This window comes from Streptomyces sp. NBC_00029 (genome assembly GCF_045160505.1).
Lineage (GTDB): Bacteria > Actinomycetota > Actinomycetes > Streptomycetales > Streptomycetaceae > Streptomyces.
The window spans coordinates 2,600,904-2,625,294 of sequence record NZ_CP108292.1; the positions used below are offsets into that span (position 1 = coordinate 2,600,904).

At 71.9% G+C, this 24,391-nt stretch carries 24 protein-coding genes; 9 read left to right on the plus strand and 15 right to left on the minus strand.

Going from position 1 to position 24,391, the window contains the following annotated elements:
* Window positions 1–55: 55 nt before the first annotated feature.
* From OG753_RS12495 to OG753_RS12505, 3 genes are all read right to left on the minus strand, one after another.
* A complete protein-coding gene (locus tag OG753_RS12495; RefSeq protein ID WP_327261877.1) occupies window positions 56–1,336 on the minus strand; it encodes a histidine kinase in 1,281 nt (426 codons plus the stop codon).
* Window positions 1,333–2,331 carry a hypothetical protein gene (locus tag OG753_RS12500; protein WP_327261878.1) on the minus strand — a complete coding sequence of 333 codons (999 nt, stop codon included), beginning with the start codon at window positions 2,329–2,331 and terminating at the stop codon, window positions 1,333–1,335. The genes OG753_RS12495 and OG753_RS12500 overlap by 4 nt, the downstream gene beginning before the upstream one ends.
* 156 nt (window positions 2,332–2,487) lie before the next feature.
* A complete protein-coding gene (locus OG753_RS12505; RefSeq protein WP_327261879.1) occupies window positions 2,488–3,270 on the minus strand; it encodes an IclR family transcriptional regulator in 783 nt (260 codons plus the stop codon).
* Window positions 3,271–3,398: 128 nt separating this feature from the next.
* Here OG753_RS12505 and OG753_RS12510 point away from each other — a divergent pair, with 128 nt between their 5' ends.
* The 3 genes from OG753_RS12510 to OG753_RS12520 all read left to right on the plus strand — a co-directional run bounded on the left by OG753_RS12510 (window position 3,399) and on the right by OG753_RS12520 (window position 6,734).
* A complete protein-coding gene (locus OG753_RS12510; protein ID WP_327261880.1) occupies window positions 3,399–4,922 on the plus strand; it encodes an aldehyde dehydrogenase (NADP(+)) in 1,524 nt (507 codons plus the stop codon).
* 276 nt (window positions 4,923–5,198) lie between these two features.
* Complete coding sequence (locus tag OG753_RS12515; RefSeq protein WP_327261881.1) at window positions 5,199–6,455, plus strand: TerD family protein; 1,257 nt, start codon at window positions 5,199–5,201, stop codon at window positions 6,453–6,455.
* A gap of 102 nt (window positions 6,456–6,557) precedes the next feature.
* Complete coding sequence (locus tag OG753_RS12520) at window positions 6,558–6,734, plus strand: hypothetical protein (RefSeq protein WP_327261882.1); 177 nt, start codon at window positions 6,558–6,560, stop codon at window positions 6,732–6,734.
* 39 nt (window positions 6,735–6,773) lie between these two features.
* On the opposite strand, the gene OG753_RS12525 is transcribed toward OG753_RS12520, so the two are convergent.
* On the minus strand, window positions 6,774–8,213 hold the full coding sequence (locus OG753_RS12525) for an alkaline phosphatase PhoX (RefSeq protein WP_327261883.1): 1,440 nt from the start codon (window positions 8,211–8,213) through the stop codon (window positions 6,774–6,776).
* 246 nt (window positions 8,214–8,459) lie between these two features.
* Here OG753_RS12525 and OG753_RS12530 point away from each other — a divergent pair, with 246 nt between their 5' ends.
* A complete protein-coding gene (locus OG753_RS12530; protein ID WP_405788454.1) occupies window positions 8,460–9,005 on the plus strand; it encodes a hypothetical protein in 546 nt (181 codons plus the stop codon).
* Window positions 9,006–9,127: 122 nt separating this feature from the next.
* Here the strand turns inward: OG753_RS12530 and OG753_RS12535 are convergent, their stop codons facing one another.
* Window positions 9,128–10,627, minus strand: coding sequence for a hypothetical protein (locus OG753_RS12535; protein ID WP_327261885.1), 1,500 nt, complete (start codon window positions 10,625–10,627; stop codon window positions 9,128–9,130).
* Between the two features lie 396 nt (window positions 10,628–11,023).
* Here OG753_RS12535 and OG753_RS12540 point away from each other — a divergent pair, with 396 nt between their 5' ends.
* The 3 genes from OG753_RS12540 to OG753_RS12550 all read left to right on the plus strand — a co-directional run bounded on the left by OG753_RS12540 (window position 11,024) and on the right by OG753_RS12550 (window position 14,295).
* Complete coding sequence (locus OG753_RS12540) at window positions 11,024–12,865, plus strand: endonuclease/exonuclease/phosphatase family protein (protein WP_327261886.1); 1,842 nt, start codon at window positions 11,024–11,026, stop codon at window positions 12,863–12,865.
* A 204-nt stretch (window positions 12,866–13,069) separates the two neighbouring features.
* Window positions 13,070–13,324, plus strand: a complete 255-nt coding sequence (locus OG753_RS12545; protein ID WP_405788457.1) for a hypothetical protein — start codon at window positions 13,070–13,072, stop codon at window positions 13,322–13,324.
* A gap of 404 nt (window positions 13,325–13,728) precedes the next feature.
* Window positions 13,729–14,295 (plus strand): RICIN domain-containing protein, encoded by a 567-nt coding sequence (locus tag OG753_RS12550; protein WP_383190165.1) that lies wholly within the window; start codon window positions 13,729–13,731, stop codon window positions 14,293–14,295.
* Between the two features lie 129 nt (window positions 14,296–14,424).
* On the opposite strand, the gene dapD is transcribed toward OG753_RS12550, so the two are convergent.
* Window positions 14,425–15,405 carry a 2,3,4,5-tetrahydropyridine-2,6-dicarboxylate N-succinyltransferase gene (gene dapD, locus OG753_RS12555; RefSeq protein WP_327261889.1) on the minus strand — a complete coding sequence of 327 codons (981 nt, stop codon included), beginning with the start codon at window positions 15,403–15,405 and terminating at the stop codon, window positions 14,425–14,427.
* Between the two features lie 9 nt (window positions 15,406–15,414).
* Window positions 15,415–16,701, minus strand: coding sequence for an MFS transporter (locus OG753_RS12560; RefSeq protein WP_405788459.1), 1,287 nt, complete (start codon window positions 16,699–16,701; stop codon window positions 15,415–15,417).
* A gap of 69 nt (window positions 16,702–16,770) precedes the next feature.
* Here OG753_RS12560 and OG753_RS12565 point away from each other — a divergent pair, with 69 nt between their 5' ends.
* Window positions 16,771–17,646: a winged helix-turn-helix transcriptional regulator gene (locus tag OG753_RS12565; RefSeq protein ID WP_405788461.1), complete on the plus strand. Its 876-nt coding sequence runs from the start codon at window positions 16,771–16,773 to the stop codon at window positions 17,644–17,646.
* A gap of 85 nt (window positions 17,647–17,731) precedes the next feature.
* On the opposite strand, the gene OG753_RS12570 is transcribed toward OG753_RS12565, so the two are convergent.
* Together OG753_RS12570 and OG753_RS12575 are read right to left on the minus strand one after the other, a co-directional pair.
* Window positions 17,732–18,334, minus strand: a complete 603-nt coding sequence (locus tag OG753_RS12570) for a TetR/AcrR family transcriptional regulator (RefSeq protein WP_405788462.1) — start codon at window positions 18,332–18,334, stop codon at window positions 17,732–17,734.
* Window positions 18,334–18,654, minus strand: coding sequence for a multidrug efflux SMR transporter (locus OG753_RS12575; RefSeq protein WP_327261892.1), 321 nt, complete (start codon window positions 18,652–18,654; stop codon window positions 18,334–18,336). Before OG753_RS12575 ends, OG753_RS12570 begins: the two co-directional genes overlap by 1 nt.
* A gap of 125 nt (window positions 18,655–18,779) precedes the next feature.
* Here OG753_RS12575 and OG753_RS12580 point away from each other — a divergent pair, with 125 nt between their 5' ends.
* Window positions 18,780–19,928 carry a hypothetical protein gene (locus OG753_RS12580; protein ID WP_405788465.1) on the plus strand — a complete coding sequence of 383 codons (1,149 nt, stop codon included), beginning with the start codon at window positions 18,780–18,782 and terminating at the stop codon, window positions 19,926–19,928.
* Between the two features lie 85 nt (window positions 19,929–20,013).
* On the opposite strand, the gene OG753_RS12585 is transcribed toward OG753_RS12580, so the two are convergent.
* Genes OG753_RS12585 through sufD form a run of 6 tightly spaced genes read right to left on the minus strand, consistent with a single transcriptional unit; the run spans window position 20,014 to window position 24,362 of the window.
* Window positions 20,014–20,358, minus strand: a complete 345-nt coding sequence (locus tag OG753_RS12585) for a metal-sulfur cluster assembly factor (RefSeq protein ID WP_030009139.1) — start codon at window positions 20,356–20,358, stop codon at window positions 20,014–20,016.
* Window positions 20,355–20,816, minus strand: a complete 462-nt coding sequence (sufU, locus tag OG753_RS12590; protein WP_030292254.1) for a Fe-S cluster assembly sulfur transfer protein SufU — start codon at window positions 20,814–20,816, stop codon at window positions 20,355–20,357. Before sufU ends, OG753_RS12585 begins: the two co-directional genes overlap by 4 nt.
* Before the next feature lie 22 nt (window positions 20,817–20,838).
* The gene (locus OG753_RS12595; protein ID WP_327261894.1) at window positions 20,839–22,095 is read right to left on the minus strand and encodes a cysteine desulfurase; all 1,257 of its coding nucleotides are present in this window, start codon (window positions 22,093–22,095) and stop codon (window positions 20,839–20,841) included.
* Window positions 22,092–22,859 (minus strand): Fe-S cluster assembly ATPase SufC, encoded by a 768-nt coding sequence (gene sufC / locus OG753_RS12600; protein WP_030720347.1) that lies wholly within the window; start codon window positions 22,857–22,859, stop codon window positions 22,092–22,094. Before sufC ends, OG753_RS12595 begins: the two co-directional genes overlap by 4 nt.
* Before the next feature lie 7 nt (window positions 22,860–22,866).
* Window positions 22,867–23,184, minus strand: coding sequence for a bifunctional 3-phenylpropionate/cinnamic acid dioxygenase ferredoxin subunit (locus OG753_RS12605; protein WP_030009135.1), 318 nt, complete (start codon window positions 23,182–23,184; stop codon window positions 22,867–22,869).
* Entirely contained in the window at window positions 23,184–24,362 is a 1,179-nt protein-coding gene (gene sufD, locus OG753_RS12610) for a Fe-S cluster assembly protein SufD (RefSeq protein WP_327261895.1), read from the minus strand. Before sufD ends, OG753_RS12605 begins: the two co-directional genes overlap by 1 nt.
* Window positions 24,363–24,391 lie beyond the last annotated feature (29 nt).

The window sequence follows — 24,391 nt, forward strand, 5'->3', positions numbered from 1 at the left end:
TCGTCGTCGCAGAGCACGATGCGCAGCGGCGGCCGGCCCGCCGGGGCGGGGCCGGTCACCGGTCGCCCCCGGCGAGCGGGAGGACGGCCCGCAGCCGCCACAGGCCCCCGTGTGGGCCGGCCACGACGCTGCCGCCGAGCAGCGCGGCCCGTTCCGCGGAGCCGCGCAGGCCGCGGCCCCCGGTGGTACGGGGCTCCCGGTCGTCGGGGGCGGCGGGCGGATTGGTCATGGTGATCTCCAGTTCACGGGATGCGGTGCCGGCGCCGGGGCCGTCGTGTACGCGGATCCGCAGATCCACCGGGCCCGCGCCGTGGCGCAGGGCGTTGCTGAGACCCTCCTGGACGATCCGGTACGCCTCGCGGGAGGCGATCGCCGGGAGCGCGGCCCAGTCCCCGACGGGTCCGGGGGCCTGGTGCGCGGTGACGGTGGTGCCGGCGGCCCGGGTGCGGGCCAGCAGCCCGTCGAGGTCGGCGCCGAGGGTGGGTGCGGGCGCGGCGTCCGGCCGGGCCGGGTCCCCGTCCCGCAGCAGACCCAGTACGGCGTCCAGCTCGCCCACCGTCCGCCGGGTGGTGTCCTCGATCGCGGCCAGCGCCTCCCGTACGAACTCGGGATCGCGCTCCAGCATCCGCCGGGCGGCGACCGCCTGGAGGGTGACGGCGCTCAGCGCGTGCCCGACCGCGTCGTGCAGCTCCCGCGCGAGCCGGTTGCGCACGGCCAGGTCGGCGGCCCGCTCCTCGGCCGCGGCCAGCTTGTCCGCGGCGGTCGGCCCGAGCAGGACGGGAGCCGTGCGGGCCATCAGCTGCCCGGCCCCGGCGGCGCACAGGACGAGCCCGGCCAGCAGGCCGATCCCGAGCAACGGGGCGCCGTACGGGCCGGCGTCCGTCGCGAACCAGCCGTACCCCAACCGGACGTCCTCCAGGCCGCCCACGATCGGAACCGCGATCAGCATGACCGCCATGGGCGGCACCGCGAGGGTCATTCCGCTGATCAGTGCTCCGGTCCCCAGGTGCAGGGTCCACCAGGCCGAGGCCCGTCCCCGGGCGGCCCAGGATTTCGCCGGCCCGTCGGCCAGCCGCTCCCCCGGCACCGCGCACATGGCCCGGACGGCGGTCACCGACATCGGCCGGACCGGCCCGAACAGCCCCGTGACGGCGACGAGGGGCAGGGAGAGCCCGTAGGCCAGGAAGGTGAGCCGCGCCGAGTTGAGCGCGTTGACCCCGCCGGCGGCCACGCCGACCACCACCTGCGTGAGCAGGAAGTACGGCATGAGCAGGGCGCCGCCGAGTATCAGGTGCACCCAGCGCCACCGGGCCCCCGCGCCCAGCAGCCGGGTCACACCGCGCGTGGTGCGGTGAGGAAGCGTATGAGGACGGTGCCGGTGAGCAATCCGGTGATCACCTGGCCAGCATAGATCAACACCATGGTGGCGGGAGGCCCTTCGCCCCCGGCCGGCTGCGGCCCCGTCGAGGCGATCAGCATCCACGCCCCCCAGCTCAGCGTGGCCGCCCCGCCGATCCAGGCGAGGCCGAGCGGCCGGCTCGCCGGGAGCGTTCCACCGCGGGCGAGCAGCAGGGCTCCCGCCGCGGCGGCGAGCGCGCACAGCGCGTGGGTCGCGGACCCCACGGCCGTGTCCGAGGACCGGTCGGCCACATGTGCGGCGCCCAGACCTGCTGTCCCGCCGAAGGTCCAGTACCCGTACACCGCCGCGATCGCCAGGCTGCCGACCGCCGCGGCTGCCGCCACCACCCCCGTGGACGGCGGCAGCCGCTTCCCCGTCACGCCCTGCCACCGCCGCCCCCAGCGCTCCCGCGCGTAGGGCACGAACAGCCCGGCCAGGGCGAGTCCTTGAACGATGAACCCGGTGTAGACAACCACGAACACCCATGGGTCCAGGAAGGGTGCGCGCGCCGCCTCCACCACCGGGTCGGGTCCGAACCCGAGTGCCCGCAGGAGCAGTTGTCCGGGGTACGCGACGACGATCGGGGTCAGCAGACCGGTGGCCACGAACACCGGGACGGTCAGCAGCCAGGCCGGCACCCGTATACCCCAGGGCCTGGTGAGCACGAGCACGAGCAGGATCACGCAGGCGTCCATGGCCAGCGTCACGGAATTGGCCACGGTGAAGAACGGGCCCTGCTCGCGCAGGACGCTTCCCTCGGGTATCCCGAGGCTGCTCCCGGCCAGCCAGGCCGCCTTGAGCCCCACATACGGCACGGTGGCGGCCACGGCCACCGCCCGCAGGATCCGCTGCCCGGTCCCCGGGCGGAAGGGCAACGGCTGCTTCGCGCCCGTCACCTCACTCGACTGCGACTGCACCTCTCGCGTGTTCATGACTCAACGGTCGCGGCTGCGCGCCCCCGCCACCTCCCCCTTGAAGGGGAACCGCCTCCCCCACGCGGGGGAGGACCACGCCCGCATCACACCCATCACACCCATCGCGCCCCGTGCGGCCTCGGATACTCACCACCTGCGGCCTCGGCCGCGGCCTCACATGCGGCGCGTCACGACCGACAGCCGGTCCCGCGCCTCGAACAGCGCCGCCTTGATGAGCTGTTCGTGCTCCCCCGTCAGCCGCGCCACCGGCACCGAACAGCTGACCGCGTCCCGGGCCGGCGTCCGGTACGGCACGGCCACCCCGAAGCAGCGCAGCCCGAGCGTGTTCTCCTCCCGGTCCACCGCGTACCCCTGCTCCCGCACCAGCGCCAGCTCCTCGATCAGCCGCTCCCGGTCGGTGATCGTGTGCTCGGTGACCGCCTCCAGCCGGCGCGGCAGCAGCCCCCGTACCTCTTCGTCGGTGTGCGTGGCCAGCAGCGCCTTGCCCAGCGCCGTCGAGTGCACGGGCAGCCGCCGCCCGACCCGGGTGAAGGGCCGCAGGTAGTGCTGGGACTGCCGGGTGGCGAGGTAGACCACGCTCGTTCCGTCCAGCCGGGCCAGGTGGATGGTCTCCGTCGTGTCGTCGGAGAGCCGGTCCAGGGTGGGCCGGGCGGCGGCGACGACCTCGTCCCCGTCGATGTACGAGCTGCCGACCAGCAGGGCCCGTACGCCGATGCCGTACCGCGTGCCCGTCGCGTCCGTCTCCACCCACCCCAGGTTCACCAGGGTGCGCAGCAGCATGTAGAGGCTGGACTTGGGCAGGGAGAGGTCGCTCTGGATGTCGGCCAGGCTGTGCAGCCCGGGCCGCGCCGCGAAGTGCTCCAGGAGCAGGACGGTCCGCACCGCCGATTTGACCGGCGCCGCCTGGGCCGGGATCCCCGCCTCGGTCGTCGTCATACGCCTGCTTCCCCCTCTGATCGCCTCTTGTCACGCCGAGGACGCGGAAATAGAGTCCACAGCAGATGTGATCATTCATCCACCGGAACAGCGTTCAGAATACTGAACGATCCAGGAGGCAGCGGGCCATGACAACGACATCAGTCTGGAGTGTGGACCCCCGCACCGGGAAGCAGCGCGAACAGGTTGCGGTGGAGGCCACATCCCAGGAGGTGGACGAATCCGTACGGGCGGCCCACGCCGCCCGCGGCGCGCTCGCCGACGCCACCGTCCGCGCCGCCTTCCTGCGCGCCGCCGCCGCACTGCTGGACGAGGCCGCCGCCCACGTCATCGAGGCCGCCGACGCGGAGACCGCGCTCGGACCGGGCCGCCTCACCGGCGAACTGGCCCGCACCACCGGCCAGCTGCGCGCCTTCGCCGACGCCGTGGACGCCGGGGCCTACCTCGACATTCGCATCGACCGCGCCGACCCCTCCCTCAGCCCGCCGCGCCCCGAACTGCGCCGCTACAAGGTTCCGCTCGGCGTGGTCGCGGTCTACGCCGCCTCCAACTTCCCGCTCGCCTTCTCCGTCCCCGGCGGCGACACCGCGAGCGCGCTGGCCGCCGGCTGCCCGGTGGTCGTCAAGGCGCACCCGGACCACCCCGCCACCTCCGAACTGTGCGCCTCGCTGCTGCGCCGGGCCGCGGTCGCCACCGGTCTCCCGGCCGAAGTGGTGAGCGTGGTCCACGGGTTCGACGCCGGCCTGGAGCTGATCCGCCACCCGCTGGTGGCGGCCGCCGGATTCACCGGTTCGATCCGGGGCGGGCGGGCCCTGTTCGACGCGGCCGCCGCCCGGCCCGTGCCCATCCCCTTCCACGGCGAACTGGGTTCCCTCAACCCCGTCGTGGTCACCCCGGCCGCCGCCGCCGAACGCGCCGAGGAGATCGGGGCCGGGCTCGCGGGCTCGGTCACCCTCGGCGTCGGCCAGTTCTGCGTGAAGCCCGGCCTGGTGCTGGTCCCCGAGGGGGCGGACGGCGACCGGGTCACCGGCGAGCTCACCAAGGCGCTCGGCGAGACCGAGCCGGGGGTGCTGCTCGACCACCGGATGCGGGAGAACTTCGTCTCCGGGGTGCGGCAGCGGGCCGCGCTGCCGGGCGTCGAGGCCCCCGTCACCCCCGGATCCGGCGGGGAGCACACCGTCGGAGCGGGCTACCTGACCGTGGGCGCCGGGCACCTCCTGGAGGGCGGCGCCTACGACCTCCTCCTCGAGGAGTGCTTCGGTCCGGTCACCGTCGTCGTGCGGTACGCCGACCAGAGCGAGGCCGGCGCGGTGCTCGGGCGCCTCGGCGGGAACCTGAGCGCCACCCTCCAGCTGTCGGCCGCCGAGACCGAGGGCGCGCCGGGCCCGGCCACCGAGCTGATCGGTCAGGTCACCGGGCTCGCGGGCCGGATCGTGGTCAACGGCTGGCCGACCGGGGTCGCGGTGGCCCCGGCCCAGCACCACGGCGGTCCCTACCCGGCGGCCACCTCGCACTCCACCTCGGTGGGCGGTACGGCGATCGAGCGCTGGCTGCGGCCGGTGGCCTACCAGTCCGTGCCGGACGCGCTCCTTCCGGCGGAGCTGCGCGAGGCCAACCCGCTGCGGCTGCCGCGCCAGGTCACCGGGGACTGAGCGGGGCCCGCCCGCGACGGCGCCCCGACGCGGGTGCCTTACCGGTGTCCCGGCGCCGGTGCCCCACCGGTGTCCCGCCGCCGCTGTCCCCCGGTGCCCGCGGTGTCCCGACGGCGGCTGACAGCCCGCCGCCGGGACACCGGCCCGCCGCAACGGCGCGTACACGTTCGAAAACGAACGCGTCGCGCTCGGCCATCCGGGCAATCAGCGCTGAAATATCCCGAATATCCCGCGAGGGTAAGGGAACGGCAAAGCACCTCCGGTCGTTCTCCCGGCATGACCGCTATGACCCCTGGATCCAACCTGCCGCTCAACGCCGTTCGTGTGACGGTCGACGTGGCTGCGCCGGTGCGTCTCGACGTATCGGCCCTGCTCCTCACGGCGGACGGCAAGGTGCGTTCCGACGCCGACTTCATCTTCTTCAACCAGCCCACCGGGCCCGGTGTCACCTACCGGTCCGGCGGTGGTTCGACGCCGGACTCGATCACCGTGGACACCGGCGCGCTGCCCCCCGGCATCGAGCGGATCGTGGTCACGGCCAGCCCCGACGCCGCCGGGCAGAGCTTCCAGGGCATCGAGCCCACCGCCACCGTGCGCAACGCCGACGGCGGCACGGTGATCGCCGGCTTCACCCCGCCGCAGCTGGGCACCGAGACCGCGCTGGTCGTCGTCGAGATCTACCAGCGCGGAGGCGTGTGGAAGGTGCGCGCGGTCGGCCAGGGGTACGCGAACGGCCTCGCGGGCATCGCCACCGACTTCGGGGTCTCCGTGGAGGAGGAGCCCGCGCCGGCCCAGGCCGTGGCCCCGCCCGCCGCCCCGGCGCCCGTCGCGCCCCCGGCCCCGCCGGCCACCTATCCGGCCTCGCCCTGGCTCGGCGGCGCGACCACCCCCTCGGCGCCCGCGGCCCCCGCCCCGGTGGCACCCTCCGCGCCCCCGGCCGCCGCCCCCGCCACCGGAAAGATCAACCTCGACAAGGGCCGGGTCAGCCTCCAGAAGAACCAGACCGTCTCCCTGGTCAAGGGCGGCCGCCCGCTGCTCTCCCAGGTCAAGATGGGCCTCGGCTGGGAGCCCGCCTTCCGCGGCCGGGACATCGACCTCGACGCCTCCGTCATCGCGTACGGCCCCCAGCGCAACCACATCGACAGCTGCTACTTCGGCAAGCTGTCCATCCTGGGCGGCGCGATCAAGCACTCCGGCGACAACCTCACGGGTGAGGGCGCGGGCGACGACGAGGTGATCGTCGTCGACCTCGGCCGGATCCCCGCCGACGCGACCGGCCTGGTCTTCACGGTCAATTCCTTCTCCGGCCAGAAGTTCACGGACGTGGCCAAGGCCTACTGCCGCCTGATCGACGCGGCCAGTGGCGAGGAGCTGGTGCGCTTCGACCTCACGAGCGCCGAGCCCCAGACCGGCGTGATGATGGCCAAGCTGATCAAGCAGTTCTCCGGTGAGTGGGAGATGACCGCCATGGGCGACTTTGTGAAGTCGCGCACAGTGCGCGGCATGGTCAAGCCGGCCTCACAGGCACTCTGAGCAGGTGGGCGGGCACATGCGGCCACCGGTCCGGATCGCGGGTGATGGATGCCACGCGTAATCCGTAGGTGGCTGTCAGTGCCCGCCCGTAGCCTTGAAACCATGCACGAGACACTCACACCCGCAGGGCCCGCCCGCCCGTCCGCCGCCGAGGCGAACGAGGCGATACGGCACCTTGTCGAGACCCGGGTGGACGGCGAGTGGCCCTCGGAGGCGTATGAGTTCCTGCTCGCCGAGTGGGCCGAGGCCTCCCACGCGGAGGTTTCCCCGGCCCAGTGAGGCGTGGGCGCCGGGCGGGTTCCGGCGCCGGCGCACGCGTCAGTGCGTGCGCCGCCACGGCCCGGTGATGGCCAGCATGATCCCCGGGTCCTGGATGTTGGCGTACAGCGTGCGCCCGTCCGGTGCGAAGCAGACACCGGTGAATTCGGAGTACTCCGGCTCCTCGGCCGATCCGATGTTCAGCTCGTTGCGCGCCAGCGGGTAGGTGCGGCCCGACGCGGTCGCGCCGAACAGGTGCTGCAGCCCCGAGCCGTCCTCCGCGATGATCAGACCGCCGTACGGGGACACCGTGATGTTGTCGGGGCCGTCGTAGCCGCCGTCCGCCGACGGATCCGCGTTGACCCCGATCAGGACGGTGAGCCGGATCGTGCGCCGCTTGGGGTCGTAGAACCAGACCTGGCCGTCGTGGGCCGTGCCCGGGCTCTCCTCACGGGCGTAGGAGGAGACGAAGTACGCGCCGCCGTCGGCCCACCACATGCCCTCCAGCTTGCGTCCGCGCGTCACCACGCCGTCCGTGAACTGCTTGCGCACCGGAACGGTCCGGGCGTCGCGGTCGGGCACGTCCACCCAGTCGACCCCGTAGACGGTGCCGATCCTCGCGGCGCGCGAGAGGTCGTCGACGAACCGGCCGGTGCTGTCGATGCACTTGGCGGCCTGCAGCACGCCGGCGTCGGCCGCGAGCGTACGGAGCCTGCCGCGCCCGTGGCGGAAGCCGCGGGGCGGGGTCCAGCGGTAGAGCAGGCCGTTGGGGCCCGAGGCGTCCTCGGTCAGGTACGCGTGGCCCTGGCGCGGGTCGATGACCACGGCCTCGTGGTCGTAGCGCCCGAACGCCTTGACCGGCCGGGGATCCTGGTTGGCGCGCCGGTCGTGCGGGTCGACCTCGAAGACGTAGCCGTGGTCCTTGGTCATGCCGTTCTTGCCGGCGAGGTCCGAGTTCTCCTCGCAGGTCAGCCAGGTGTCCCAGGGAGTGGCGCCGCCCGCGCAGTTGGTCGACGTACCGGCGATGCCCACCCATTCGGCGACCTCGCCGCCGCGGCGGACCTCGACGACCGTGCAGCCGCCGGCCGCGGCCGGGTCGTAGACCAGGCCCTCGGCGAGCGGGACGGGGTGGGCCCAGCTCTCCCGCCTGCCCTTGAGCTCGTGGTTGTTGACGAGGAGGGTGACACCCCGGTGGCCCTCGAAGGCGGCCGTCCCGTCGTGGTTCGACGGGGTGCTCTCGCCGGAGTCCAGCTTCGTGACACCGCAGTGCGTGATGACGCGGTACGTGAACCCGGCGGGCAGGGCGAGAAGACCGGCCGGGTCGGGGACGAGCGGGCCGTAACCGGGCTCGCAGGGCCGCCCGTGCTCGTCGCGGCCGGTGCCGTCCTCGGCGGCGAGCGCACCGGGGGCGGTGGCCAGGGCGCCGACCGTCCCGGTGAGCGCGACTCCCGCGCCGGCGATGACGGTACGGGCGGTGAAGTCTCTGCGGGTGAGCGGCATCGGGGCTCCTGGGGTGGGGAGGTGGTGCGTCTGTCGTGCGGTCGTCGGCGCACACGCTCCCGCCCGCACGTGAACGGCGGCTGAACTACCCACCAAGGGGAACCGACCCCTTGGTCCGCCCCGGAATGGCCAACTCCGGCCCCAGGAACGGCGCATTGTCACCGCCCTGCGGGTGCCTTCCCGGGCATCCGGCCCGGGCACCACCCGGCCCTGCGGTCGGGGGCACGGGTTCTGGCAGGTGCGCTGGTGGAAGAACTCATAGGAACCCAGAAGCCGGTACGCAGGATCCTCGACCCGGAGGAGGCGATCGCCGCCCTGGAGCGCGCTGTTCCCGGGCTGGTGGAACTGCGTCGCAGGGACCGGGCCGCTTTCGACTGGCCCGCGGTCGAGGAAGAGCTCAAAACGGCTCTGCCCTCCGACTTCAAGGCCCTCGCCGAGTGGTATCCGGCCTTCGAACTGGACGACTTCCTGGCCCTCACCGCCCCTTTGCCCGGCGAGGAGAGCGACCGGGCCAAGGAGTGGGCCAGGGAGCTCGGGGGAGAGGGTCCCGAGCTGCGTCCCGCCGAGCTCGCCCCGACGGTCCTGATGCTCTGGGGGAACTCGAGGGAGGGCGACGAGTTCTTCTGGAGCGTGCTCGGGGACGATCCGGACCGCTGGCCCGTCACCATCAGCTCCCACAACAGCGCCTGGTGGCACTACGAGGGCGGAATGGTCCAGTTCCTGGCGGAGCTCTGCGACGGAACGCTGGAACCCTGGGCGCTCCCTGTGGTCAGGCCCGAACTCACCGGCTGAGGCGTTGCGGGCGGCGGCTGGCACAGAACGGTCTGAGTCGTCCCTGCCGGACCCCTGCCGGACCCCTGCCGGGCGGTGGGGGCCGGGCGGGGTCCGGCAGCGACGACCGGGAAGCCCCTCGATCAGGCCGGGCGGCGGGAGCGCGCCTTGAACGCGGCCTTACGGGCCTCCTTGGCCGCCTTCTTGTCCGGGTGCAGCCGGCCCATGGCCTCCAGGACGTACGCCGTCGCCGGGTGCTCCACCCGCCACACCTGATCGAAGAAGCCCGTGTGATGAGCGGTCAGGGTCTCCATCAGGAGCGGCAGCTCCTCCGTCTCCACGTCGGTGGCGAGCTGCGCCGCGATCGTGTCGACGGTCAGCCAGAACACCATCTCCGCGTCCGGCGCCGGTACGTCCCTCATCCCGCGCTCCGCCAGCCAGACCCGGGCGAGCCCGCCGAGCTCCGGGTCGTCCAGCACCGAGCGGACCGCGGGCTCGGCCTCCGGCCCGGCCGGTGCGAGGGCCTGCTGGCACCGGAGCCGGCGCAGCGGGCCGCCCTCGTCGTCCCCGCGGGCGGCGGCCAGCAGTTCGGCGGCCGCGGCGGGCAGTTCGCGGCCGGCCAGCCACTGCTCGATCTCGGCCTGGGCGGCGCTCTCGGAGTAGAAGGAGACCGCGTCCAGCAGGGCGTCGGCGCCCTTCTCGGCCAGTTCGCCGACCGCCGGGGCATCGACCCCGGCCTCCAGCATCCGGGCCCGGATCCCGTACAGGCCGAGGGGGGTCAGCCGGACCATCCCGTAGCGGGAGACGTCCTCGTCGTCCACGGCGCCCGCTCCGCCCGCCCCGCCGCCGGTCCCCGGCTCCAGGGGGCCGTCGGCCTCCGCCATCAGCTCCTCGTCGACGGGCCGGAACTCCACCAAGCCGATCGGCTCCAGCTGCCGGAACTGGTCGTCGAGGCGCATCATCGCGTCCGAGACCTGCTCCAGCACCGCATCGGTCGGCTCGCCCATGTCGTCGGGCACCACCATCGACGCGGCGAGCACCGGCAGCGGAATCGGGCCGTCCGCCGCCCCGTGCTCGGTGACGGTGAGCAGGTAGAGGTTGGCGAGAACCCCGTCGAGGAAGTCGGCCTCGCGCCCCGGGTTCCAGTCCAGCCGGTCGAAGTCGACCCCGCCGCCCGCGTCGAGGGCGTCGACGAGGTCGTCCAGGTCGGGCACGGCGGCGTCGGCGAGCACCGTGTCCAGGGCCGCCAGCCAGAGGTCGAGTACGTCGCCGGGCGCACCGCTCGTCACCAGTGCGAGGTCCTCGCCGGGCGCGGCCGTGCCGAAGCGCTCCTCGTCGCCCTCCCCGTTGTCGTCCTCCGGCTCGGTCACGTCGACCAGACCGGTGTCCACGGCCACGCGCCAGGCCTGGCTCGCGTACCCGTCGCCGTCCTCGTCGGCGGGGTCGAGGCCGAGCACCGCGGCGGCCTCGGGCAGCTGGTCGACGGCGAGCTCACCGCCGACGCCGACGCGGGTGCCGGGTCCGGCCCAGCGGGCGAGCCGTACGGCGCGCGCGAACAGCGGGGCGCCGAGGGCGTCGCGGGCCAGCTCCGCATCGGAGCGCAGCCGTACCGGCGGCAGCGTGGGGTGCGAGTCTGCGGACATGGGGCGGTTCTCCTCGCGGACGCGGTGGGGCGGGGCGTTTCGGCGTGTTTCGGGGTGTGGCGTTGGTGACACGGGCCGCGCGCCGGCCGGACCGTCATGTGCGCCCGGATTTCGATGACATGGCCGACATGACGGGCAGTACGGCATGACGGATGTGGCGCAGACGACAGACGTGGCCTTCGTGCGGCGCTCCAGCGTAGACGCATTTCGGGCGTGTCCGGCGGGCCATCGTCTTTGGTTCATCCCACAGTCAGCTGTCGTATTCCCTGGAGGGCTTGACAACTTTGCTGGCCGCACAGGAAATTGACGCGCGTAGATGTATCGGGAGCGGCAAACCTGCCGCAGATCTCGCTGCCGCACACCTCCTTCCCCTCTCCCACACCGGAGTTCCTGCCCATGCGCTCCTCGCATCCCCGTTCCGCCGCCGTCGCGGCCCTCGTCGCCACCGCACTGGCCACCGGCCTGCTCGCGGGCTCCGCCGACGCGGCCGAAGGCGCCGTGTCCGCCGATCCGATACGCATCCACGACATCCAGGGCACCACTCGGATATCCCCGCTGAACGGCAAGCAGGTCACCGACGTCGAGGGCATCGTCACGGGCGTGCGTACGTACGGCTCGCGCGGCTTCTGGATCCAGGACCCGGACGCGGACGACAACGACGCCACCAGCGAAGGCGTCTTCGTCTTCACCAACGCGGTCCCGACCGTCGCCGTCGGCGACGCGGTCAAGGTCTCCGGCACGGTCGGCGAGTACATCCCCGGCGGCCTGACCTCCGGCAACCAGTCGGTGACCCAGATCTCGAAGCCGACGGTGACCGTGGTCTCCTCCGGCAACGCGCTGCCCGAGGCCACCGCCATCAACGAGTACTCGGTGCCCGCCGAGTACGCCCCGGCCGGCGACCCGGCCGCCGGCGGCAGCATCAACGGCCTGACCCTGGAGCCCTCGCGCTACGCCCTGGACCACTACGAGTCGCTGGAGGGCATGAACGTCAAGATCGGCACCTCCCGCGTGGTCGGCGCCACCGACCCGTACTCGGAGCTGTGGGTCACGGTGAAGGGCTGGGAGAACACCGCCAAGCGCGGTGGCACCGTCTACGGCTCCTACGAGTCCCAGAACACCGGCCGCCTGCAGATCCAGCAGCTCGCGCCCCTCGCGCAGCAGCCCTTCCCGGTGGCCAACGTCGGCGACAAGCTGACCGGCACCACGGAAGGCCCGCTGGACTTCAACCAGTTCGGCGGCTACACGCTGGTGGCCCGCACCCTCGGCACCGTCAAGGCGGGCACCCTCGCCCCCGAGAAGACCAAGCCGCAGGCCGAGCAGGAGCTCGCGGTGGCCACGTACAACGTCGAGAACCTCGACCCGACCGACCCGCAGGAGAAGTTCGACGCGCTGGCGAAGGCCGTCGTCGAGAACCTCGCCTCGCCCGACATCCTCGCCCTGGAGGAGATCCAGGACGACAACGGCGCCAAGAACGACGGCACCGTCTCGGCCGAGCAGACGCTCACGAAGTTCACCGCGGCGATCTCGGCGGCGGGCGGCCCGGCCTACCAGTGGCGGACCGTCAACCCCGAGGACAAGAAGGACGGCGGCGAGCCCGGCGGCAACATCCGCCAGGTGTTCCTCTTCAACCCGGCGCGGGTCTCCTTCACCGAGCGCGCCCCGGGCGACGCGGTGACGGCGACCGGCGTGACCAAGGTCAACGGCAAGGCCGCCCTGACCCACTCCCCCGGCCGCGTCGACCCCGCCAACCCGGCGTGGGCGGACAGCCGCAAGCCCCTCGCCGGCGAGTTCGTCTTCCGCGGCAAGCCGGTCTTCGTGATCGCCAACCACTTCGGCTCCAAGGGCGGCGACGAGGGCCTGACCTCGCACCACCAGCCGCCGGTCCGCTCCTCGGAGGCCAAGCGACTGCTGCAGGCGCAGGCCGTGAACGGCTTCGTGAAGCAGATCCTGGCGGAGGACAAGAACGCCAACGTCCTGGTCCTCGGTGACATCAACGACTTCGAGTTCTCGGCGACGACGGACGCGCTGGCGGACGGCGGGGCCCTGTACCCGGCGATCAAGTCGCTGCCGAAGGCGGAGCGGTACTCGTACGTCTACCAGGGCAACGCACAGGTGCTGGACCAGATCCTGACCAGCCCGGCGATCAAGAAGTTCACGTACGACAGCGTCCACATCAACGCGGAGTTCGCGGCGCAGAACAGCGACCACGACCCGCAGGTGCTGCGCTTCCGCCCGTAACCCTTCGGGTCCGAAGCCGCAGGGGTCCGGCCGCCGTCCCGGCCGGGCCCCCGCAGCGGGGGCGGGTCTTCCCGGGGAAGACAGGGACTTTCGGCCCTGGCGTGACGCTCGACACATCTCTACCGAAACGACCGGTAGTGGTGTTGAGTATCTCCACGCCCGATCTTGTACCGGCTTGTACCGACCGCATTCCGGAGGATCCTCGTGTTCCCCTCCATCCCCCTCGCTCAGGAAACCGGCCTCGCCGTCCTGCTCGCGGCCGCGATCGTCTGGGTCACCGGCCTCGGCCACATGCTGCGGAACAGCCGCTCCCGCCACCCGGAGCCCGCCCCCGCCGAGAGCCTGCCGATGATCCCGTCCCAGCGGACCTCCGCCGCGCACCCGATGGAGTCGGTGGAGCTGACCGAGGCGGAGAAGCAGGCCTTCGCGGGCCTGGTCCGCACGATCCCCCTGCACTGACCCGCCCCCGGTCCGGCGTGAACAGACGCCCGGCTCCCGCGAGCCGCAACGCCCCTCTCCCCCTGCGGGCCGAGGGGCGTTCCGCATGTGCAGGACCGCGGTGGCCCGCTCGGTTGCGGGTCGGGCCACCCACATCGATAGTGGGAGAGGCAGCCGCACCTTGATCGGCGGCCCACCGGAGGGCGGCCACTCGGCGCCGGACCGGACCGTGGACCTGACCACCGGCAAAGCGCCCGTGGATGAACCGGTCGGCCACGGCGACAGGAGGCCCGGAGAGAGGCCCCCCGCCCCCACGCCTCACGCCCGCCCCGTCATCGGAGCTGCGCACAGGGCTGCCGAGCGGGACCCCCGATCTCGGCGCGCCTCCTGATCCCACCTCGCGGAATCAAGACAGGAGTGCTCCCATGCGCAAGAACACCCGGGCACGTCGCCTCCTGGCGGCCTCGGCGGCCTTCGCGGCCGGCGGCCTCATGCTTCTGCCCGCTCCCACCGCGGCACAGCCGGCATCGCTCGACATCGCTGCGGCCAGGATCTCGGGAGGCACCGTCCAGATCATCAACGTACAGACCGGCAAGTGCGCGACCGTCGCCGGCGGGTCTCTCACCACGAACAACCACCCGCTCGTCCAGTTCGACTGCGACTCGCACCCCTCGCGCCGCTGGAACGTCACCAACTGGAACGGCAGCTCCTTCCAGATCGTCAATGTCCAGACCGGCAAGTGCATGACGTTCGCAGGCGGGGTCTCCGACGCGAACAACGTCGAGATGCTTCAGTTCGACTGCGACTCGCACCCGTCACGCCGCTGGAACATCACCAACTGGAACAGCGCCTCCTACCAGCTGGTCAACATGCAGACCGGCAAGTGCGCCACCGTCGCGGGAGGAACCCTCACCACGAACAACCACCCGCTCGTCGTGTTCACCTGCGACAGCCACCCCTCGCGCCGCTGGTTCCTGCGCCTTGCGGGCTGAACCCCGGCCCGGCCCGACCGGGTGAACCGAGCGCCCTCCCCGGGCAGTGGTGAGACCGCGGGAGGGCGCTCGGTGGTGACCGGCGTCGGCGGCTGGTGAACCTCAGCCCCGCGCCAGGCCGGCGGAGCGTCAGTTGTGGCTGTGCAGGACCTCGTTCAGGCCGCCCCAGGCCGCCTTGTACGGGCGGGCCTCGACGGCGCCGGTGACCGAGTTGCGGCGGAAGAGGATGTTGTTGGCGCCGGAGAGCTCCAGGGCCTTGACGATCTGGCCGTCCGGGAGGGTGACGCGGGTGCCCGCGGTCACGTAGAGGCCGGCCTCGACCACGCACTCGTCGCCCAGCGCGATGCCCACGCCCGCCTCGGCGCCGATCAGGGTGCGCTCGCCGATCGAGATGATCTGCTTGCCGCCGCCCGAGAGCGTGCCCATGGTGGAGGCGCCGCCGCCGATGTCGGAGCCGTCGCCGACCACGACGCCCGCGGAGATGCGGCCCTCGACCATGGAGGTGCCGAGGGTGCCGGCGTTGAAGTTGACGAAGCCCTCGTGCATGACGGTGGTGCCCTCGGCGAGGTGCGCGCCGAGGCGGACGCGGTCCGCGTCGGCGATGCGCACGCCCTTGGGGGCGACGTAGTCGGTCATCCGCGGGAACTTGTCGATCGAGGTGACCTGGAGGTGCAGGCCCTCGGCGCGCGCGTTGAGGCGGACGGTCTCGACCTGGTCGACGGCGACCGGGCCCAGCGAGGTCCAGGCGACGTTGGCCAGCAGGCCGAAGACGCCGTCGAGGTTCTGGCCGTGCGGCTTGACCAGGCGGTGGCTCAGCAGGTGCAGGCGCAGGTACGCGTCGTGCGCGTCCAGCGGCTTGTCCTCCAGGGAGGAGATGACGGTGCGGACGGCTACGACCTCGACGCCGCGGACCGCGTCCGTGCGGATCGCCCTGGCCGCGGCCGCGCCGAGGTGCTCCACGGCCTGGTCGGCGGTGAGGCGCTCGGTGCCGGCCGGGCCGGGCTCGGCGACCAGCCCGGGGGCGGGGAACCAGGTGTCGAGGACGGTGCCGTCGGCGGTGATGGTGGCAAGTCCGGCGGCGACGGCGCCGGTGGTACGCGTAGCAGTCATATCCGAAACCTAACCGGCGACGGCCTTTGGTTGCGAACCGGTCTCATGTGCCGGTCGTACGGGTCGCTCCGCGGGCTCCGCCGCATGCCGGGCCGCGTGCCGGGCCTGCCGGACGTGCGCCCACAGGAGCGCCGCGCCCGCCCCGGCGGCCAGCACCGCGCACAGCGGCCACAGCAGCCCGGGCGCGGCGGAGTACAGGGCTCCGCCCAGGGGCGGGCCGAGGACGACCCCGCTGACCGAGACCCCCGCGTACAGGCTCTGGAACCGGCCGATGGCGTGCTCGGGCGACTGGTCGGCCACGTAGGCGGTGGCGGTGGTCTTGTAGAGGATCTCCCCCAGGCTCAGCAGGATCATCATCGCGACCGCGGTCGCGATCCCGGCCCCGAGCAGCAGCGCCGCGTAGCCGGCCCCGACCAGGACCAGCCCGGTGCCGATGACCGGCAGCGCCGGCCGCTCGCGCAGTGCGACGGCCGCGGGGAGCTCCAGCAGCAGGATCACCCCGCCGTTGAGGGCGATGACGAGCCCGAAGGCCCGTGCGTCCAGGCCGTGGTCGGCGAGGAAGACGGGGAAGGTGAAGTACTGCTGGCGGTAGACGATGTCGGTCACCAGGATCGCGCCGAGCAGGACCAGCACGGCGGGGCGGGCGCGCAGTTCGGCGACGAGTCCGCGGCCCGGACCCCCGTCCCGGGCCGCGGAGGTCGTGCGGGACGCGCCGCGGGCCGGGACGACCCGCGCGGTCCAGAGGGCGAAGAAGAGCGTGCCGAGGCCGTCACCGAGGAAGAGCCAGTCGTACGAGAGCCCGGTCGCGACCAGTGCGCCCAGCGGCGGCCCGAGGGTGAACCCGCCGTTGGAGACGCAGCGCACGACGGCGAAGGCCTGGCGGCGGGCTCCCTCCGGGACGGCGACCGCGACCAGCGCGGCGTTGGCGGCCCGGATCACGCCGGAGGCGTACTGGGCGACCGGGAGGGCCGCGTAGAGCAGCGGGGTGGGCAGCAGCGGGACGGCTGTCAGGGCGAGGCCGCCGAGCGCGGAGGCGACGAGGAGCACCCGGCGGTGGCCGAAGCGGTCGCCGTACCACCCTCCGGTGAAGTTGCCGGCGACCAGGCCGATGCCGCCGATTCCGGTGACCAGGCCGGCCTCGGCGGCCCCGAGGCCGCGCGGGCCGGTCAGATAGAGGAAGACAAAGACGAAGGTGAAGCTGACGACGGCGTTGACGAAGACCCCCGCAGCCAGCAGCCACACAACCCTCGGTATGTCCTTGAACCCCTGCAGCACACCCGTGTCCCCCTGATCCATGAGTAAGTTCCCTTTGGGAACGGACTATGTCAGCATGACAGCCTTGGGTCAACGGACGAAGGAGTTCCCATGGCCCAGCGCACACACCTCGGCGACGCGGACTGCGCCATCGCCCAGGCCCTCGACGTGGTGGGCGACTGGTGGACGCTGCTGATCGTGCGCGACGCCGCGCGCGGCCTGCACCGCTTCGACGAGCTCCAGCGCGAGCTGGGGATGTCCCGCAAGGTGCTGGCGGAGCGGCTGAAGCTGCTGGTCGAGGCCGGGGTGCTGTCGCGCGAGCCGTACCAGGAGCGACCGGTACGGCACGAATACCGGCTGACCCCGCGCGGGCGGGGGCTGCTGCCCGTCCTGGTGGCCCTCCAGGACTGGGGCGACACCTGGATCCTGGGAGAGGGAGAGATGACGGCGACGACGGACGAGGCCTCGCGCGAGGCGGACCGGGTGCACGCGCTGCGCGGCACCCGGGTGCCGGAACTGCTGCTGCCGGACCGTTTCGGCGAGCTGCGCGACCCGGTGGCGGACACCCCGTTCACGGTCCTGTACTGCTTTCCGGGCGCGTACGCGCGCGCCGAGTCCTACCCGCCCGGCTGGGCCGGGATCCCGGGCGCCAAGGGCTGTACGTTCGAGTCGTGCACGTACCGCGACCAGCTCGCGGAGTTCACCGCGGCCGGCGCCACCGTGCACGGGGTGTCGACCCAGCGCCCGGACGAGCAGCGGGAGTTCGCGGAGCAGGAGGGCCTGCGGTTCCCGCTCCTCTCGGACGCCGGCCTGGCGCTGACGGCGGCGCTGCGGCTGCCGACGTTCCGTGCGGCGGGCACGAGCCGGATCAAGCGGCTGACGCTGGTCATCGACCGTGACCGCACGGTCCGCGAGGTGATCTACCCGATCCGCGACATCGAGGCGAGCGTGCAGACGGCCCTGGCGGCCGTGCGCTCCGCGGATTGACCTCGCCACCGCGCGGCTCCCCAGGGGTGTCCTGCCGATCGGGCCGGATCGGCCCGCGAGCCCGGCATGATCGGCAGAACATTTCTTAGGAGGAGGGCCGCAGCATCCGTGCGAGCACCTCGCGGGCGTACGCCTCGTCGTACGCGCTGTCCGTCAGCAGGACCTGCAGGCCGATCCCGTCCATGACCGCCACCAGCGCCCGCGCGGTCACCGGGTCGGTCCGCGGGACCAGCGCCGCCGCGAACGCCTCGCACCACTGCGCCGCCACCGGCCGCAGCGCCGGGCGGCGCAGGGCCGCGAGGTAGAGCTCGTACTCCAGCTCGACCCGGCCCCGGTCCGCGCCCAGCAACTCCCCGAGCAGCCGGGCCAGCGCCCCGGCGAGGTCCGCACCCGGGTCCGCGCCGGGGTTTCCGTCCCCGTCCGGGGCCGGGTCCCGGTCCAGGTCCGCCAGTGCGGCCGAGCCCTCCACCGCCTGCGCGAAGCCCTCGTTGGCCTGCTGCAGCGCGGCGACCAGCAGGTCGTCGAGCGTCTTGAAGTGGTACGTCGTCGATCCGAGGGGTACGTCGGCCTCGGCGGCAGCGCTGCGGTGGCTCAGCCCCGCGATGCCCCGCTCACCCACCACCCGGATCGCCGCGTCGATGATCCGCTGGCGGCGGTCCGGGTCGTAGCGCCGCGTCCCGGGGGCCATCAGTGGGCCCCGCCGAGATTCAGCAGGACCACCCCGCCTATCACCAGGGCGATCCCGGCGATCTTGGCGGCGGAGGCCGCCTCTCCCAGGAACACCATGCCGATGGCGGCGATCGCGGCCGTGCCGACGCCCGCCCATATGGCGTACGCCGTGCCGACCGACATCGACTTCAGCGTCTGCGCGAGCAGGGTGAAGGCGATGGCATAGCCCAGCAGGGTGCCCAGCGACGGCCACAGCTTCGTGAAGCCGTCGCTGTACTTCATGGCGGTGGTTCCGGCGACCTCGGCGGCGATGGCCGCGGCAAGCATGACGTAGGGCATGTGTACAACAGTACACATCGATGCGTACGTGCGTACACATCCGTGCAGGAAACCCGATGCCATGCTCCTGACATGCTGATATACGGTGTGCGTCCGACGGGGGAACGAGAAGACGGAGCACACGCATGACGCAGAACACAGGGTGGGGACCGACGGGGGCCCCCGGGCCGGGCGGCCCGGGGGCGCCGCAGTGGGGAGGGTGGGCTCCGCCGCCACCGCCGCAGCCCGGGGTGATACCCCTGCACCCCCTGGGCCTCGGGGACGTCGTGAGCGCCTCCTTCGCCACCCTCGGCCGCTACTGGAAGCAGATGGCCGGCGTGATGCTGGCCGTGCTGGGCGCCTGCCTGCTGGTCATGGCCCTGCTGGCGGGCGTCGCCGTCGCAGCCGTGTACGACCACATCGAGCCGGTCTTCGACCCGCCCTTCGGGCAGGACCCGTCGGCCGAGCACCTCACGCCGTTCCTCGTCGCGGCCATCACGCTGTTCGTGCTGCTGCTCGCCGTGGGGCTGCTGGCCACGGCCGTGGTCACCGCGCTGTGCCCGGCGGTCCTCCACGAGGCGGTCTTCGGCCGGCCCACCACCTTCCGCGCGATGTGGCGCACGGCCCTGCAGCGGACTCCCTCCGTGCTGGGCACGCTGCTGCTCACGGGGCTGATCGCGGGCTCCCCCGTGCTCGCCGCCGTACTGGTGTGGATTCCGGTGATGATCGTCTCCGTCTCCGGCGACGACCCGTCACCCGGGATCGTGCTCCTCCTGCCCGCGTTCATACTGGCCGCCGCCCCGGTGTCCGTCTGGCTCGGCACCCGGCTCGGCCTGGCCCCCGCCGTGGCGGTCATGGAGAAGGCCGGCCCCGTCACCGCGCTGCGCCGCTCGGCCGCACTGGTCAAGGGCGAATGGTGGCGGATCTTCGGCATCACCCTGGTCGGCAGCATGATCGCGATGAGCATCGCCTACATGATCCAGATGCCCTTCCAGCTCGTCGGCATGTTCGGCATGATCCCGCTCATGGCCGAGGGCGGTGCCACGGCCGAGCTGTCGACGGGCATGATCGTCGGCCTCGCGTTCGGCTTCCTGTGCATCATGGCCGGCGGCGGCGTGAGCCAGATGTTCCAGATCGGGTGCACCCAGCTGTTCAGCAGTCTGCTGTACGTGGACCAGCGGATCCGGCGCGAGAACCTCGCCCCCGCCATCCTCGCCGAACTCGCCGCGCAGGCCCCCGGCACCGGCCCCACGCCCACGGACGCACCCGGCCCGGACGCACCCGGCCCCGCCTGAACCGCGGACCGGCCCGCACTCATCGGGCGGAACACGCGAAGGGCCCCCGGCGCGATGCCGGGGGCCCTTCGTCGTTCACAACGGCTCAGACGTTGAAGCCGAGCGCGCGGAGCTGCTCACGGCCGTCGTCCGTGATCTTGTCCGGGCCCCACGGCGGCATCCAGACCCAGTTGATGCGAAGTTCGCTGACGATGCCGTCCGTCGCCGACTTCGCCTGGTCCTCGATGACGTCCGTCAGCGGGCAGGCCGCCGAGGTCAGCGTCATGTCCAGGGTGGCGATGTTCGCGTCGTCGATGTGGATGCCGTAGATCAGGCCCAGGTTGACGACGTCGATGCCCAGCTCGGGGTCGACCACGTCGTAGAGGGCCTCGCGGACCTCCTCCTCGGTGGCCGGCTTGATCGACGCCTCGGGCGTCGCGTTCTCGGTCATGCCGTCTTCCTCTCCGCGTCGCCCAGAGCCTGGGCGGTCGCGTCCTTCCACGCCATCCAGCTCAGCAGAGCACACTTCACACGGGCCGGGTACTTGGAGACGCCGACGAACGCGACCGCGTCCTCCAGCACCTCCTCCATGGCCTCGTCGGGCTCGATCTTGCCCTTGGACTGCATCATCTCCAGGAACACGCCCTGGATCTTCTGCGCCTCGGCCAGTTCCTTGCCCACGAGCAGCTCGTTCAGTACGGACGCGCTGGCCTGGCTGATGGAGCAGCCCTGGCCCTCGTAGGAGACGTCGGTCAGCGTCTCGCCGTCGTACTTCACGCGCAGCGTGATCTCGTCACCGCACGTCGGATTGACGTGGTGCACCTCGGCGTCGCCGTCGCGCAGGCCACGCCCGTGCGGGTGCTTGTAGTGGTCCAGGATCAGTTCCTGGTACATCGAATCCAGCTTCACTGCGTCCTCGTCGCCTCGTCCGTCAGCCGAAGAAGTTCCGTACGTGCTCCAGCCCGTCGATCAGCGCGTCGACCTCGGCCGGAGAGGAGTACAGGTAGAAAGACGCTCGCGTCGTCGCAGGAATTCCGTAGCGCAGGCAGACGGGGCGCGCGCAGTGGTGTCCCACGCGGACCGCGATGCCCTGCTCGTCGAGCACCTGGCCGACGTCGTGCGGGTGGATGTCGCCCAGGACGAAGGAGATCGCGGCGCCGCGGTCCTCGGCCGTGGTGGGGCCGATGATCCGCAGGTCGGGCACCTCGGCGAGACGCTTGATCGCGTACTCGGTGATCGCGTGCTCGTGCGCGGCGATCTTGTCCATGCCGATCGCGGTCAGGTAGTCCACGGCCGCGCCGAGGCCGACGGCCTGGGCGATCGGGGGCGTACCCGCCTCGAACTTGTGGGGCGCCGGGGCGTAGGTCGAGGCGTGCATCGACACGGTCTCGATCATCTCGCCGCCGCCGAGGAACGGGGGCAGGTCCTCCAGGAGCTCCTGGCGGCCCCACAGGACGCCGATGCCGGTCGGGCCGCACATCTTGTGGCCGGTGAAGGCCACGAAGTCGGCGCCGAGCGCCTGCACGTCCAGCGGCATGTGCGGAGCGGCCTGGGAGGCGTCGATCAGCACGAGGGCGCCGACGTCCTGCGCGCGCCGGACGATCGCCTCGACCGGGTTGACCGTGCCCATGATGTTGGAGACCAGCGTGAAGGAGACGATCTTCGTCTTCTCCGTGATGACCTCTTCGATGTTGGACAGGTCGAGCCGGCCGTCGTCGGTGAGGCCGAACCACTTCAGCTTCGCGCCGGTGCGCTGCGAGAGCAGCTGCCACGGCACGATGTTGGAGTGGTGCTCCATCTCCGTGATGGCGATCTCGGTGTCGCGGTCGACCCGGTAGGGCTCGTCCGCCCAGCCGAGCATGTTCGCGACCAGGTTGAGCGACTCCGAGGCGTTCTTGGTGAAGATCACCTCGTCGCGGCTCGGCGCGTTGATGAAGGCGGCGACCTTGTCGCGGGCGCCCTCGTACAGCGCCGTGGCCTCCTCGGCGAGCACGTGCACGCCGCGGTGGACGTTGGCGTTGTGCTGCTCGTAGTACTCGTTCAGCGCGTCGAGCACCTGGCGCGGCTTCTGCGAGGTCGCAGCGTTGTCCAGGTAAACGATCTTCTTCCCGTCGTGGACCACACGATCCAGAAGGGGGAAGTCCTTTCGGATCGCCTCGATGTCGAGGAGGCCAGGCAACTGTGTCACGCGGTCGCGCCACCCTTCGTGCTGTACGACTCGTAGCCTTCGGCCTCCAGCTTGTCGGCGAGCTCGGCGCCACCGGACTCGGCGATGCGGCCCTCGGAGAAGACGTGGACGAAGTCAGGCTTGATGTAGCGGAGGATCCGCGTGTAGTGCGTGATCAGCAGCGTGCCGACCTCGCCGGTCGCGCGGACGCGGTTGACGCCCTCGGAGACCTGGCGCAGGGCGTCGACGTCGAGACCGGAGTCGGTCTCGTCGAGGATCGCGATCTTCGGCTTCAGGAGCTCCAGCTGCAGGATCTCGTGGCGCTTCTTCTCACCGCCGGAGAAGCCCTCGTTGACGTTGCGCTCGGCGAAGGCCGGGTCCATCTGGAGCTGCTCCATCGCGGACTTGACCTCCTTCACCCAGGTACGCAGCTTCGGCGCCTCGCCGCGGATCGCGGTGGCCGAGGTGCGCAGGAAGTTGGACACCGAGACACCGGGGACCTCGACCGGGTACTGCATCGCGAGGAAGACGCCGGCGCGGGCGCGCTCGTCGACGGACATCTCCAGGACGTCCTCGCCGTCGAGGGTCACGGTGCCACCGGTGATGGTGTACTTCGGGTGACCGGCGAGCGAGTACGCCAGGGTGGACTTGCCGGAGCCGTTCGGACCCATGATGGCGTGCGTCTCACCCTGCTTGACGGTGAGGTCGACGCCCTTGAGGATCTCGCGGGCGCCGTTCTCGGCCTCGACGGAGACGTGCAGGTCGTGGATTTCAAGCGTTGCCATGGATACCTCAGGACTCCTGGGTGAGGGAGACGAGCACGTCGTCCCCTTCGATCTTTACGGGGTATACGGGTACGGGGCGCGTCGCGGGCAGACCCGAGGGCTTGCCGGTGCGCAGGTCGAAGGCCGACCCGTGCAGCCAGCACTCGATCATGCAGTCTTCGACCTCGCCCTCCGAGAGCGAGACGTTCGCGTGCGAGCAGATGTCGTTGATCGCGAACACCTCGCCCTCGGTGGAGACGATGGACACCGGCGTGCCGTCGAGTTCCACCCGCTTGGGGGTGTTCTCCTCCAGCTCGCTGAGCGCACAGGCCTTGACGTAATTCATCAGACGGAACCCTGGAGCTCGGTCTCGATCTTGGTGAGCAGACGCTCCTCGATGTCGTCGACACCGATCTGCTGGACGAGCTCCGCGAAGAAGCCGCGGACGACCAGGCGGCGGGCCTCGTCGGCCGGGATGCCACGGGCCTGCAGGTAGAAGAGCTGCTCGTCGTCGAAGCGGCCGGTCGCGGAGGCGTGGCCGGCGCCGACGATCTCGCCGGTCTCGATCTCCAGGTTCGGCACCGAGTCGACCCGCGCGCCGTCCGTGAGGACGAGGTTGCGGTTCATCTCGTAGGTGTCGGTGCCCTCGGCGGTCTTCTCGATGAGCACGTCACCGATCCAGACGGCGTGGGCGTCCTGGCCCTGGAGCGCGCCCTTGTAGACCACGTTCGACTTGCAGTGCGGCGCGTCGTGCGTGACCAGGAGGCGGTGCTCCTGGTGCTGGCCGGCGTCGGTGAAGTACAGGCCGAAGAGCTCCGCCTCGCCGCCGGGGCCGGCGTAGCTGATGCGGGGGTGGATGCGCACGACGTCGCCGCCGAAGGTGACCACGATCGACTTGAAGGTCGCGTCACGGCCGACCAGCGTGTTGTGCTGGGAGCAGTGGACGGCGGTGTCGTCCCAGTCCTGCACGGACACGACGGTGAGCTTGGCGCCGTCGCCGACCAGGAAGTCGACGTTCGCGGCGCGCACGCCGTCACCGGTGTGGTCGATGACGATGACGGCCTCGGCAAAGGCCTGCACGTCGAAGACGGTGTGGCCGAAGGTGGTGCCACCCTCGCCGTGCAGCGTCACGCGCACCGGCTCGGTCAGGACCTGCTCCTTGGGCACGGTGACGACCGTGGCCTTCGCGAAGGACGAGAACGCCTGGGCGGCGATCCGGTCCACCGGGGTGCCGGCCTTGCCGATGCGCGCGTCGCCGCGCTCCACCGACTCGACCGTGACGCCCTCGGGCGCGTCGATCTGGGCCTTCATGCTGCCGTTGGCGACCGCGGTGCCGTCGTGCAGGCCCTTGAGACGGGCGAGCGGGGTGAACCGCCACTCCTCCTCGCGGCCGTTCGGGACCGGGAAGTCCGCCACGTCGAAGGACGGGGGCGCACTCATCCGGGTGGCAACGGTGGACTCGGCGGCCACCGCGATCGCGCCGGCGGTGGTCGAACCCGCCGGAATGTTCTGAGCCTCAGCCATGGCTGTCGTCTTGCTCACTCTCTTTAAAG